This window comes from Mycobacterium sp. SMC-2, from assembly GCF_025263485.1.
In the GTDB taxonomy this organism is placed as follows: Bacteria; Actinomycetota; Actinomycetes; order Mycobacteriales; family Mycobacteriaceae; genus Mycobacterium.
Map to the genome: position 1 here is coordinate 4,701,384 of NZ_CP079863.1, position 12,469 is coordinate 4,713,852.

Here is a 12,469-nt window from a genome sequence, read left to right on the forward strand (position 1 = left end):
CCACCCTCCGCTCGGAAAGTTACCCCCACAAACTAAGGGTTACCTTACCGAAGGTCAACCCGCGTGGTCGGCGGCCGGTCAGTAGCCTGGCGGTGTGAGCGGTGAATCGGTGCCGCCCGTTTTGCTGTACGACGGGGTCTGCGGCGTCTGCAACTCGGCGGTGCGGACGATACTTCGGTTCGATCGCCACGGCACGCTGCGCTTCGCGGCCCTGGATAGCGACTACGCCCGGGCGGTCTTCGCTCGGCATCCGGCCATCGAGGGCGTCGATTCCGTGGTGTTCGTCGACAAACCCGGCCGGCCCGAGGAGCGCGTGGCCGTCCGTTCCGCCGCGGCGTTGCGGGTGGTGGATTACCTTGGCGGGCCGTGGAAGCTGCTCGGGGCGGCCCGCGTCATCCCCGCTCCCGTGCGCGACTGGCTCTACGACAGGGTCGCCGATGTCCGGTACCGCCTCTTCGGCAAGTACGACACCTGTCCGCTGCCGCCGCCGGAGGTTCGCGCGCGCTTTCTGGACGCCTAATCGACTGCTAGGTCGGCCTCGGACTCTTTGCGCTTCAGTTCGGCCAGCTTGTGGTCGTCGACCGCCGCATCGCGATGCTTGGCCGCCCACTCGCGATGCAGGTCCTCGTGAGAGGCCCCTTGTTCGATGGTCCGGTCTTGCACCCGCGCGACCCGCTCGTGCTGAAGGGCCGATCGCTCAATGCTGCGGGCCGCCGAGAGGCCCGCCTGCGCGGCGCGTTCGCGAGCCTCTGCGGCCCGGCGTTCGGCGAGCTCGGCATCTTTGGTGGTAAAGGCGTGCCCTGGTGACTGGTTTTCGATGGCCATGGCGTCTCCCTCGTGTCCCGTGCAATTGCAGGTACCCCGCATCGAGGGTTTGACGCTTCGAGTTCGCGAAATAAGAGTGCGGGCGGAGGGACTCGAACCCTCACGCTCTTTCGAGCACCGGCACCTAAAGCCGGCGCGTATTCCCAATTTCGCCACGCCCGCGGGCCTAGCGATCTTACCGCTCTATTCGAGGACGGACCTGTCGGTGGCACGCGTCGACGAATTCGTCGGACCCAAAACGTGAGCGGTACCTTCAAGGGGTGTCCACCACGCGTCGTCGTAGGCCCGCGCTGATCGCCTTGGTGATCGTCGCTGCCTGCGGTTGCCTGGCGCTGGGCTGGTGGCAGTGGACCAGGTTCCAGTCGGTCTCGGGCACGTTCCAGAATCTCGGCTATGCGCTGCAATGGCCGCTGTTCGCCTGGTTCTGCGTGTACGCGTACCGCAAATACGTGCGCTACGAAGAGATGCCGCCGGAGCCCCGGCAGGACGCCGCCCTCACCGAGATACCCGCCGGTTTGCTGCCGGAGCGGCCCAAGCCGACACCGCAGCCGTCCGACGATCCCGCGCTGGCGCAATACAACGCCTACCTGGCCGAGCTGGCCAAACAAGACAACGAAAAGCAGAACAGGACCACCGCATGACCACACCCGAGACACCCGCGTCGGCGTTTCCCGTCGAGAAGATCCGCACCGCGTTGCTCGGCTACCGGATCATGGCGTGGACGACGGGACTCTGGCTGATCGCGCTGTGCTACGAGATCGTCTCGCACCTCGTCTGGCACCACGAGATCCGCTGGATCGAGGTGGTGCACGGCTGGGTGTACTTCATCTACGTCCTGACCGCCTTCAACCTTGCGGTCAAGGTGCGGTGGCCGATTCCCAAGACGATCGGCGTGCTGCTTGCCGGGACCATCCCGGTGCTGGGCATCATCGTCGAACACTTCCAAACCAGGGACGTCCAGGCCCGCTTCGGGCTGTAGCTTCCGAGTGTGCAGCGCTAGGTCAGGTCGCGCAGCGCCGGCACTAGCAACGCAAGCGCGCGACCGCGATGGGAGACGGCGTCCTTCTCCTCGGGGCTGAGCTCCGCGGCCGTACGTTCGGAGCCGTCGGGGACGAAGACAGGGTCATAGCCGAAGCCGCCGTGGCCCCGTGGTGCCCGAGCGATGCTGCCGGGCCACTCGCCGCGGACTACGAGCTCGCCGGACGGCCCGGCCAGGGCGCAGGCGGACACGAACGCCGCCCCGCGCCGTTCGTCGGGCACGTCATGCAACTGCGCCAGCAGCAGCGCAGTGTTGGCGGCATCGTCGCCGTGCTTACCCGACCAGCGCGCCGACAGCACCCCGGGCATCCCGTTCAGCGCGGCCACCTCCAGCCCGGAATCGTCGGCCACCGAGGCCAGGCCCGTCGCGGCGAACGCGGCCCGCGCCTTGGCCAACGCGTTGTCCTCGAACGTCGCGCCGTCTTCGGGTGCTTCGTCGAACGAGGGCACGTCGCGCAGAGACACCAACGTCAACCCCGTCAAGCCGGCCGCGTCGAGCACCCGCCGCAATTCGGCCAGCTTCTTTGGATTGCGGCTGGCGACCAGGAGCTCGGTCACGGGTCAATCCGAGACATGCCATCACCTCCGCAAGAGCCACCCATGCAGACAACAAATTAGCCCCCGACGTTCGACCGCGGATCGGTCCAGCGACGTGCCTAGGGGTTGACAGCGCCGCCGAACGCGGCGCAATGTGATACCCGTCATATGACCACTGGTCATACGAGGTAGAGAGGGGTAGCCCATGACCACGAGGGACAAGTACACCGACGTGCCCTCCCCGTACTCGTGGGAGGTCCCCAGCGCCGGCAGCGCGCGCTTCACCTGGGAATACGACGAGGGGCGCTCCCGACTGCTTTCCCTGTACCAAAAGGGCAAGGACAAGCAGTGGGATGCGCAGTCGCGCATCGACTGGGCGCAAGACGTCGACCCGATGAACCCGGTTGGGCTACCCGACGAATTCCACCCGCTGTTCGGCAGCCCGATGTGGGACGCCGCCGACGAAGCCCGTCGCGCCGAGATGCGCCAGCACTTCCAGGCCTGGCAGCTCTCGCAGTTCCTGCACGGCGAACAGGGCGCGATGGTGTGCGCGGCCAAGATCGTGGAGGTCGTCCCCGACCTGGACGCGAAGTTCTACGCGGCCACCCAGACCATGGACGAGGCCCGGCACGTCGAAGCGTTCTCGCGGCTCCTGCAGGAGAAGGCCGGCTTGGTCTACCCGATCAACAAGCACCTGACCGCACTGCTGGACGACACCCTGCGCGACTCGCGCTGGGACATGCCCTACCTCGGCATGCAGGTACTCATCGAAGGGCTGGCGCTCGCCGCCTTCGGGGTGCTGCGTGACATGGCGGCGCCGGACTCGCTGGCCAAGCAGGTGCTGGCCTATGTCATGCAGGACGAGGCCCGGCACGTCGCCTTCGGCCGGATCTCACTGAAGGACTACTACTCCGCGCTGACCGAGGCCGAGCGGGACGAGCGCGAAGAGTTCGTCGTGGACGCCTGCTACCTGATGCGCGACCGGTTCCGCGGCGAGGAGGTCTTCGAGACCCTCGGCATGGACGTCAAGGCGTGCGCCGAGTGGGTCGACACGTCACCGCTGATGATCCAGTTCCGCTCGCATCTGTTCAGCCGAATCGTGCCGATCGTCAAGGACATCGGGTTGTGGGGCGACAAGGTGCAGAAGGCGTTCAGGGACATGGGCGTCCACGACATGGCCAACTTCGACATCGAGGCGCTGATGAAGGCCGACGAAGATCAGGCCGAGGCTCTGGACAAGGCACACGCCGAGATGGCCGAGCGCGCCCTCGAGGTGGACCAGGTGATCGCGGCGGGCGCGAGCTAACTCAGTCCCGGTGCTGTGGCTCAGCTGCCGAACGCCTTCGAGGGCGGCGGCCCCTCGGGCAGCTCACCCGGGTACGGCAGGGCGAGCGCCTCGCGCTGGGCGGCGAACAACTTGTCGCAGGCGGCCAGCGCCACGTCGAGCAGCTTGTCCAGCGTCGAACGCGGGAACGTCGCCCCCTCGCCGGTCCCCTGCACCTCTACGAGCGTCCCGGTGTCGGTGGCGACGACATTCATGTCCACCTCGGCACGCGCGTCTTCCTCGTAGGGCAGGTCCACCCGGATCCTGCCGTCGACGACCCCGACGCTGACCGCCGCGATGGCACACGACAACGGCCGGGGGTCCGACAGCTTGCCCGCCGCCGCCAGGTAGGTGACGGCGTCGGCCAGCGCCACGTAGGCGCCCGTGATGGCGGCGGTGCGGGTGCCGCCGTCGGCCTGCAGCACGTCGCAGTCGACGGCGATGGTGTTCTCCCCCAGCGCCGCCAAATCGATGCAGGCCCGCAGCGAGCGGCCGACCAGCCGGCTGATCTCCTGGGTGCGCCCGGACAGGCGTCCCTTGACGGCTTCGCGGTCGGAGCGCGTGTGGGTGGCCGCCGGCAGCATCGCGTACTCGGCGGTCAACCAACCCAGACCCGATCCCTTGCGCCAGCGGGGCACCCCCTCGGTGACGCTGGCGGTGCACATCACTTTCGTGTGGCCGAATTCGATCAGTACCGACCCCGCCGGATGGTCGGTGAACCCGCGGGTGATGACTACGGGCCGCAGCTCGTCGTCAAGGCGGCCGTCTTCTCGTCTGGTCACGACGCCAACCCTAACGCGGGATTCTCAAACCCTTTCAGAGCGGCGGATATCGAACGTCTCACCGCACACCACCGCATGCACGGGACCATCGAACTCGGCCTTGGCCTCGCTGATTACGTCCTCGCGCGAAGTCCACGGCGGGATATGGGTCAGCAACAGCTCGCGAACGCCGGCCTGCGCCGCGGTCCTGCCGGCCTCGGTGCCCGACAGGTGCAGAGCGGGCGGGCGATCCGGCGAATGCGTCCAAGAGGCTTCGCAAAGGAACACGTCGGCGTCCCGAGCCAGCTCGACCAGCTCGTCACAGACCCCGGTGTCCCCGCTGTAGACGAACGAGGCGCCGGTGGAATCGATGATCCTCATGCCGTAGGACTCCGTGGGGTGGGCCACCACCCGCGGCGTCACCGAGACCGACCCGAACGTCACCGGTTCGCCGTCCACCCAGTGCCGGATGTCGAAAATGTCTGAGCAGTCGTCGATTTCGCCGCCGTACGGTGACGATGCAGCTCCCAGCCGGGACCAGGTGTCGCCAGGGCCGTACAACAATGCCTTGCCGCCGGGGCGCGACGGGTGGTAGCGCCGCCATACGAACAGGCCGGGCAGATCCAGACAATGGTCAGCGTGCAGATGGGTCAAGAGCACGTGCACAGAAGCGGGATCGGCGTAACGCTGGAGCGCGCCCAGCACGCCGCCACCGAAGTCGAGGACCAACGGCGGAGTGTCCGGTGCGCGAAGCAGATATCCCGACGCAGGCGAATCCGGCCCCACCACGCTGCCCGAGCAGCCGAGCACGGTTATTCGCACGGACACTACTGTGCCATGCCCGATGGGACCGCGACGAAAACATCGCCGCATTCATGTGATGAGAATCTCGTCCCGCACCAGTGGCGATCGCGAGCGCGGCGAAGCCGGGCGAAGCGGGTCGCCACCATCAGCACCAGTGGCGATCGCGAGCGCGGCGAAGCCGGGCGAAGCGGGTCGCCACCATCAGCACCAGTGGCGATCGCGAGCGCGGCGAAGCCGGGCGAAGCGGGTCGCCACAATGAGCATCTAGTCGATCTGCACGTGGTGAACGGGTTGCACTCCGGTGACCGCGGGACCCAGGAACCGCGCCGCCAACGTGGTGAATGCCTCGGGATCGCCGGTGGCTTCGAAGACCCGGGTCGCGGGCGGCGCGTCATGCGGACGCAGCAGGTCGCGCTCGGTGAGCACCCGAAGCACCTCCTTGGCGGTTTCCTCGGCGCTGGACACCAGCGTCACGTGCTCGCCCATTGCGAGCTGGATCAGCCCGGACAGCAGCGGGTAGTGCGTGCATCCGAGCACCAGCGTGTCGACCTGGGCGCGCTGCAGCGGCTCCAGGTAGCCCTCGGCCAGTCCGAGCACCTGGCGGCCGCTGGTCACGCCGCGCTCCACGAAGTCGACGAAGCGCGGACAGGCCACCGCGGTGATCTCGGTGTCGCGGGCGGCGGCGAACGCGTCCTGGTACGCGTGCGAGTTGATGGTCGCCTGCGTGCCGATGACGCCGATGCGACCGTTGCGCGTCGTCGCGACCGCACGTCGCACGGCCGGCAGGATCACCTCGATGACCGGTACGTCGTAACGCTCGCGGGCGTCCCGCAGGCACGCCGCGGACGCCGTGTTGCACGCGATCACCAACGCCTTGACGCCGCGGCCGACGAGGTCGTCGCCGATGGCCAACGCGTGCGCGCGGACCTCGGGAATGGTGAGCGGACCGTAGGGTCCGTGCCCGGTGTCGCCGACGTAGACGATGTCCTCGTCGGGCAGTTGGTCGATGATCGCCCGCGCGACGGTCAGTCCGCCCACGCCGGAGTCGAAGATCCCGACGGGTGCCAACGGCGAGCTCATATCGTGGGGCGCGGCGTGGCGGGGCCGGCTTTTCTCTTCGCGCGGGCCTTGCGTTCCGGCGCGGACAACCAATACGCGGCGAGGACGCCGGCGATCGCACCGCACAGGTGCCCCTGCCATGACACGCCACCGCACCTGCCCAGCACGGGCATGGCGCCCAGCAGCACGCCGCCGTAGGCGAACAACACCACCAGGCCGATCGCGATGTCGGCGAACCTGCGCACGAAAATCCCGAACACGAGCAGGAAGGCCAGCCAGCCGAAGATCAGGCCGGAGGCCCCGATGTGGTCGGTCGGCCCGCAGGTGCTGCCCAGGTCGCCGATGAGCCAGGTGCCGAAACCGCCCAGGATCCACACAATCGCGGTGGCCCAGACGAACCGGCTCAGACCGGCCAGCGTCATCAGAAAACCCAGGACCAAGAGCGGGATCGTGTTGGCCATCAGATGCTGCCAACTGGCGTGCAAGACCGGGGAGAAGACGATCCCCCACAGCCCGTCCGCCTCGAGCGGCCGGATGCCGTTGATGTCCAGGGAATGCCGCGTCAGCTGGTCGATCAGCTCGATGAGGTAGAGCAGCGCGACGAAGGTGAGGATCGTTGCCCCGCCCACCACCCACGCGGGCCGCTTCGCCCGTGCCGCGGGTGCGCCAGGGCGTCCCTTCGGGGTGGTCTTACCCATGGCTGCAGGGTACCGGCGCGGGCGGCGGTGAACTCCTCATCGGGCGAACGCCCCGGGCAGCACGTCGCGGTAGGTCGGTATCCCCGCCACCGATTCCGCGGCGAACACCCCGCCCAACACCGCACGCCCGACGCAGTCGGCCGCTGCCGCGCCCACCTCGGCGGCCAGCCGCATCTCCGGCGAGAACGACGCGGGTGCGTCGGCCGCGGGTGACACCTCGACCGCCCCCGTCGCCAGGGCAAAAACGGTGTCGCCGTCGTACGGGGTGTGCGCCGGGCGGATCGCCCGGGCCAGGCCGTCCTGGGCGGCGACGGCGATGCGCCGGCACGCGGCCGGGCTGAGCGCCGCGTCGGTCGCCACCACCCCGATGACGGTGTTGAGCGGGTTCTGCTGCGGGCTCGCCGCCGTGGGTAACTGCGCGAAGGCCTCGACCTGCTCCGCCGGCGGTGGCCGCAGCCCGAACTCGCCTGTCAGGTCCGCCATCCAGGGCAGGCCGGTGGCGCGGTCGGCGACGTCGCCGGCCGAGTTCACCACGACCACCGCGCCGACGGTCACCCCGCACGGCAGCACGGTCGACGCCGTCCCGACACCGCCCTTGAGCACCCCGGCGCGGGCCCCGACGCCGGCGCCGACGCTCCCGATGGCCGGCGCACCCTCGCCGTTTGCGGCGGCCTCGCAGGCCAGGTAGCCGAACTCCGCCGTCGGGCGACAATCCCAAGCACCGACCGGCAGATCGAAGATCACCGCGGCGGGCACGATGGGCACCACCCCGCCGTCCATCGCCACGCCGCGTTCCCGTTCTTCCAGCCAGCGCATGACGCCGTCGGCGGCCGCCAGACCGTAGGCGCTGCCGCCCGCGAGCAACACCGCGTCGACGTACCGGACGGTGTTGGCCGGGTCCAGCAAGTCGGTCTCCCGGGTGCCGGGCGCACCGCCGCGGCAGTCGACCGCGCCCACGGTCCCGGGCGGGGCCAGTACGACGGTGACGCCGCAGGCCCATCCGGCGCCCATGGTGGCGTCGGGGTCGAGTCGTTGATGGTGCCCGACGCGGATGCCCCCGACGTCGGTGATGGCGTTCATCCCGCAGCCAATGGGGGTCATCTGGGCCCCATCAGCATCAGGACGAGGTACTCCTGCAGGACGGTCAACCACTGGTAAACGTCGAAGTGCACGGCCAGCGGGTGGTCGGCGGGCAGGCGCTCAGGTCCCTCGGGCCCGACCTCGAGCATGACTCCCAGCGTCAACCGGATGTCGTTGACCGCCGCCACCCACGCGTTGGCGTCCTCCTCGGTCAGGTCGAACCGGCCCCCGTCATCCGGAACGGTGTCCAATAACCGCTGTGCGGCAAGGCGTTTGGCGTCGATGATCTCCGGCTCGTGCAGGCTGCGCAGCGCGGCGTTGAGGCTGTCGGCCACGTCGCGGGCCGACGGGTCATCGTCGTCGGGATGGAAGAAGTCGGGCAGCAGCCGGCGCAGGGTCGGATCCTTGGGCGGATCGCTGTTACCGGTCTTTATACCGGTTATCTCCTCGAGTTCGTCTGCGGGCGAAGAAGATTCACGCTCATCGAGCAACCCGACCATGGCGGTCGCCAGGTTCTTCAGCAGGGCGGCCTCGTGAGACGCCAAGGCGGACCGAAAACGGGGACCGTCCGCGGTCTCGACGCGCTTCCATTTGCGCACAGGTGATCGCCGAAGCCCTCGCAGGTCACCGGTCCTGCTGCAAGGTCGCCCATAAACCGGCGGCATGCAGCTTGGACACGTCGACTTCCATGGACTCCCGGCTGCCGGCCGACACCACCGCCCTGCCTTCGTTGTGCACCTGCAACATCAGCTTGGTGGCATGCGGCTCGCTGTAACCGAACAACTTCTGGAACACATACGTCACGTAGGTCATCAGGTTGACCGGGTCATCCCACACGATCGTGACCCACGGACTTGCCGTGACGTCTACCGGGGCGGACTCGCGTTGTCCTGTAGTGCCCGGCTTAGTGGGCGCTGACATAACAACCATGACGTACACGATACCGAGGGATGGGTGAGGTTTCCGAGCCCCGGGCGGCAGCCGATACCGTTATGGAATGAACGACCCGGTCTTAACTGGGCTGCTTACCGACAAGTACGAGTTGACGATGCTGGCGGCGGCGCTGCGAGACGGCACAGCCGATCGCCGGACCACCTTCGAATTGTTCGCGCGCCGACTCCCCGCGGGCCGCCGTTACGGCGTGGTCTGCGGGACCGGGCGGCTGCTCGAAGCGTTGCCGCAGTTCGGGTTCGATGACGAGGCGTGCCAGTTGCTGGCGCAATTCCTCGATGCGGATACGTTGCGTTACTTGCGCGATTTCCGCTTCCGCGGCGATATCGACGGCTACGCCGAAGGCGAGCTGTACTTCCCCGGCTCCCCCGTGCTGTCGGTGACCGGCACTTTCGCCGAGTGCATCGTGCTCGAGACGCTGGCGTTGTCGATCTTCAATCACGACACCGCGATCGCGTCGGCAGCGGCGCGAATGGTGAGCGCGGCCAGGGGCCGTCCCCTGATCGAGATGGGGTCGCGGCGAACCCACGAACGCGCCGCGGTAGCCGCGGCGCGCGCCGCCTATATCGCCGGCTTTGCCGCGTCCTCCAACCTCGAGGCCCAGCGCCGATACGGCATACCCGCGGAGGGCACCACCGCGCACGCGTTCACCATGCTGCACGCCAGCGGGGAGCCCCCCGAAGCGACCGAGCTGGCCGCCTTCCGGGCCCAGGTCGATGCGCTGGGCGCCGGCACCACGCTGCTGGTGGACACCTACGACGTGACGACCGGCGTCGCCAATGCCGTGGCCGCCGCCGGCAAGTCGCTCGGGGCGGTCCGCATCGACTCCGGCGAGCTGGGCGTGTTGACCCGTCAGGTCCGCGATCAGCTCGACGGCTTGGGCGCCACCAGCACCCGCATCGTGGTCTCCAGTGACCTCGACGAGTTCTCCATCGCGGCCCTGGGTGCCGAGCCGGTGGACAGCTACGGCGTCGGCACGTCGCTCGTGACGGGTTCGGGCGCACCGACGGCGAACATGGTCTACAAACTCGTCGAAGTGAACGGAATGCCGGTGCAAAAGCGCAGCAGCCACAAGGAATCCCACGGCGGCCGCAAAGAGGCCCTCCGCCTGATGCGCACGTCGGGCACCGTGACCGAGGAGGTGGTGTATCCGGCGGGCCACCGGCCCCCGGTCACCGAGCCGCATCGGATGTTGACCGTCCCGCTGGTCCGCGGCGGGGACATGGTGTCCAAACCTGACGTGGCCACGGCGCGCGAGCTGGTAGCTTCCGGGCTGCGCAGTCTGCCGTGGGAGGGTTTGAACCTGTCGCAGGGTGAGCCCGCGATCCCGACGACGCAGATTACCGCCGGCCGCCCGTAGCACCGCAGAGCAAAAAGAGGATAGCCACGTCCGAATTGTCCGTGCCCGAGTTGCTGGCCATCGCCGTGGCCGCGCTCGGTGGCAGTGAGCGCAGCGGCCAACTCGAGATGGCCAACGCCGTCGCGCGCGCCTTCGCAACCGGTGAGCATCTCGTCGTGCAGGCCGGTACCGGCACCGGAAAGTCGCTGGCGTACCTCGTCCCCGCGATCGTGCGCGCCATCGAAGACGACTCGCCCGTCGTCGTGTCGACGGCCACCATCGCGCTGCAGCGACAGCTCGTCGATCGCGACCTGCCCAGGCTCATCGATTCGGTCGCCGACGCGCTTCCGCGCCGCCCGCAGTTCGCGTTGCTCAAGGGGCGTCGAAACTATCTGTGCCTGAACAAGATCCACAACGGCGGCGCCGAGACCGAGGAAGCACCCGGCGACCGGCCGCAGGAGGAGCTCTTCGATGCCCTGGCGGCCACCGCCTTGGGTCGCGACGTCCAACGGCTCACCACCTGGGCGTCGACGACCGATTCCGGAGACCGCGACGACCTGAAACCCGGTGTGCCAGAACGGTCGTGGTCCCAGGTCAGCGTGTCGGCGCGGGAATGCCTGGGCGTGGCGCGTTGTCCGTTCGGCTCCGAGTGCTTCTCGGAACGGGCGCGCGGCCGGGCCGGCGCCGCCGACATCGTGGTCACCAACCACGCGCTGCTCGCCATCGACGCGGTCGCCGAATCGGCGGTGCTGCCCGAACACCAGTTGCTGGTGGTGGACGAGGCCCACGAGTTGGTCGACCGGGTGACGTCGGTGGCCACCGCGGAGCTGACGGCGGCCGCCCTGGGCGTCGCCGCGCGCCGGATCGCCCGATTGGTGAATCCCGAGCTGACCCAACGGCTGGAGGCGGCGACGGCCAACTTCGCCGCGGCGACCCACGATGCCAGCCCCGGCCGCATCGACCGCCTCGACGACGAGCTGGCGACATACCTGACCGCCCTGCGCGACGCGGCCGGCGCGGCACGGTCGGCGATCGACACCACCAGCGACGCGAAAGCGGCCGCGGCGCGCGCCGAAGCGGTCGCGGCCCTGAGCGAGATATCCGATACCGCCTCGCGCGTCCTGACGTCGTTCGGCCCGGCGATTCCGGATCGCACCGACGTGGTGTGGCTGGAACACGAGGACAACAGAGGCTCGATGCGCCCGGTGTTACGGGTGGCGCCGCTGTCGGTCGCGGGCCTGCTGCGCGACCGGGTGTTCTCCCGTTCCACCACGGTGCTGACGTCGGCGACGCTGACCATCGGCGGATCCTTCGACGCGATGGCCGCGGCGTGGGGTCTGACCGCTCCAGACACCGAGGATGCACGCTGGCGCGGCGTCGACGTCGGCTCGCCGTTCCACCACGCCAAGGCCGGAATCCTCTACGTCGCCGCGCACCTGCCACCGCCGGGCCGAGACGGCACCGGCTCGGCCGAGCAGCTCACCGAAATCGCCGAGCTCATCACCGCGGCGGGCGGGCGGACCCTGGGGTTGTTCTCCTCGATGCGGGCCGCCCAGGCCGCCGCGGAGGCCATGCGCCAGCGGCTGTCGACGCCGGTGCTGTGTCAGGGCGACGACAGCACTGCCACGCTGGTCGAGCAGTTCAGCGCCGACCCGCAGACATCGCTGTTCGGGACCCTGTCGCTATGGCAGGGCGTCGACGTGCCGGGGCCGTCGCTGTCTTTGGTGCTCATCGACCGCATCCCATTTCCGCGGCCGGACGACCCGCTGCTGGGCGCGCGGCAGCGCTCGGTGGCCGCGCGCGGCGGCAACGGCTTCATGGCGGTCGCGGCCAGCCACGCCGCGTTGCTGTTGGCGCAGGGCTCCGGTCGGCTCTTGCGTCGCGTCACCGACCGCGGAGTGGTTGCGGTGCTGGACTCGCGGATGGTCACCGCCGGCTACGGCGGCTACCTGTGCGCGTCGCTGCCGCCGTTCTGGCAGACCACCGACCCGGCCCAGGTCCGCGCCGCGTTGGAGCGGCTGCGTGCCTCGGCGGAGGGCTTGCCCGCCTGAGG

General features: G+C 69.0%; 15 protein-coding genes and 1 tRNA gene. 6 read left to right on the forward strand and 10 right to left on the reverse strand.

The features are described from left to right. The first annotated feature begins 94 nt into the window (after window positions 1-94). Window positions 95-520, forward strand: a complete 426-nt coding sequence (locus tag KXD96_RS22005) for a thiol-disulfide oxidoreductase DCC family protein (protein WP_260739813.1) — start codon at window positions 95-97, stop codon at window positions 518-520. Here the strand turns inward: KXD96_RS22005 and KXD96_RS22010 are convergent. Both KXD96_RS22010 and KXD96_RS22015 read right to left on the reverse strand, forming a co-directional pair. Then, window positions 517-825 (reverse strand): hypothetical protein, encoded by a 309-nt coding sequence (locus tag KXD96_RS22010; RefSeq protein WP_260739814.1) that lies wholly within the window; start codon window positions 823-825, stop codon window positions 517-519. The genes KXD96_RS22005 and KXD96_RS22010 overlap by 4 nt on opposite strands. Window positions 826-902: 77 nt before the next feature. Further along, window positions 903-987 (reverse strand) — tRNA-Leu (locus KXD96_RS22015). 98 nt (window positions 988-1,085) lie between these two features. On the opposite strand from KXD96_RS22015, the gene KXD96_RS22020 reads away from it, so the two are divergent. Then, entirely contained in the window at window positions 1,086-1,466 is a 381-nt protein-coding gene (locus KXD96_RS22020; protein ID WP_260739817.1) for a hypothetical protein, read from the forward strand. Beyond that, window positions 1,463-1,804 (forward strand): DUF3817 domain-containing protein, encoded by a 342-nt coding sequence (locus KXD96_RS22025; RefSeq protein WP_260739819.1) that lies wholly within the window; start codon window positions 1,463-1,465, stop codon window positions 1,802-1,804. The genes KXD96_RS22020 and KXD96_RS22025 overlap by 4 nt, the downstream gene beginning before the upstream one ends. 17 nt (window positions 1,805-1,821) lie before the next feature. Here KXD96_RS22025 and rdgB read toward each other — a convergent pair whose 3' ends face one another. Beyond that, window positions 1,822-2,421, reverse strand: a complete 600-nt coding sequence (gene rdgB / locus KXD96_RS22030) for an RdgB/HAM1 family non-canonical purine NTP pyrophosphatase (RefSeq protein WP_260739820.1) — start codon at window positions 2,419-2,421, stop codon at window positions 1,822-1,824. A gap of 184 nt (window positions 2,422-2,605) precedes the next feature. On the opposite strand from rdgB, the gene KXD96_RS22035 reads away from it, so the two are divergent. After that, entirely contained in the window at window positions 2,606-3,706 is a 1,101-nt protein-coding gene (locus KXD96_RS22035) for a ferritin-like domain-containing protein (RefSeq protein WP_260739823.1), read from the forward strand. A 20-nt stretch (window positions 3,707-3,726) separates the two neighbouring features. On the opposite strand, the gene rph is transcribed toward KXD96_RS22035, so the two are convergent. From rph to clpS, 7 genes are all read right to left on the reverse strand, one after another. After that, window positions 3,727-4,506, reverse strand: coding sequence for a ribonuclease PH (gene rph, locus KXD96_RS22040; RefSeq protein WP_260739824.1), 780 nt, complete (start codon window positions 4,504-4,506; stop codon window positions 3,727-3,729). A gap of 24 nt (window positions 4,507-4,530) precedes the next feature. Next, on the reverse strand, window positions 4,531-5,313 hold the full coding sequence (locus tag KXD96_RS22045; RefSeq protein ID WP_260739825.1) for a cyclic nucleotide-degrading phosphodiesterase: 783 nt from the start codon (window positions 5,311-5,313) through the stop codon (window positions 4,531-4,533). Window positions 5,314-5,553: 240 nt separating this feature from the next. Next, window positions 5,554-6,369, reverse strand: coding sequence for a glutamate racemase (gene murI / locus KXD96_RS22055; protein WP_260739828.1), 816 nt, complete (start codon window positions 6,367-6,369; stop codon window positions 5,554-5,556). Continuing rightward, complete coding sequence (locus KXD96_RS22060; RefSeq protein WP_260739829.1) at window positions 6,366-7,046, reverse strand: rhomboid family intramembrane serine protease; 681 nt, start codon at window positions 7,044-7,046, stop codon at window positions 6,366-6,368. Before KXD96_RS22060 ends, murI begins: the two co-directional genes overlap by 4 nt. 36 nt (window positions 7,047-7,082) lie before the next feature. Continuing rightward, window positions 7,083-8,126 (reverse strand): P1 family peptidase, encoded by a 1,044-nt coding sequence (locus KXD96_RS22065; protein WP_260745493.1) that lies wholly within the window; start codon window positions 8,124-8,126, stop codon window positions 7,083-7,085. Between the two features lie 17 nt (window positions 8,127-8,143). Continuing rightward, window positions 8,144-8,725, reverse strand: coding sequence for a DUF2017 domain-containing protein (locus KXD96_RS22070; RefSeq protein WP_260739831.1), 582 nt, complete (start codon window positions 8,723-8,725; stop codon window positions 8,144-8,146). Between the two features lie 25 nt (window positions 8,726-8,750). Further along, window positions 8,751-9,056 carry an ATP-dependent Clp protease adapter ClpS gene (clpS, locus tag KXD96_RS22075; protein WP_067950984.1) on the reverse strand — a complete coding sequence of 102 codons (306 nt, stop codon included), beginning with the start codon at window positions 9,054-9,056 and terminating at the stop codon, window positions 8,751-8,753. A 67-nt stretch (window positions 9,057-9,123) separates the two neighbouring features. Here clpS and KXD96_RS22080 point away from each other — a divergent pair, with 67 nt between their 5' ends. Together KXD96_RS22080 and KXD96_RS22085 are read left to right on the forward strand one after the other, a co-directional pair. Continuing rightward, window positions 9,124-10,437, forward strand: a complete 1,314-nt coding sequence (locus KXD96_RS22080) for a nicotinate phosphoribosyltransferase (protein WP_260739843.1) — start codon at window positions 9,124-9,126, stop codon at window positions 10,435-10,437. A gap of 20 nt (window positions 10,438-10,457) precedes the next feature. After that, window positions 10,458-12,467: an ATP-dependent DNA helicase gene (locus tag KXD96_RS22085; protein WP_260745494.1), complete on the forward strand. Its 2,010-nt coding sequence runs from the start codon at window positions 10,458-10,460 to the stop codon at window positions 12,465-12,467. The last annotated feature ends 2 nt before the right edge of the window (window positions 12,468-12,469 follow it).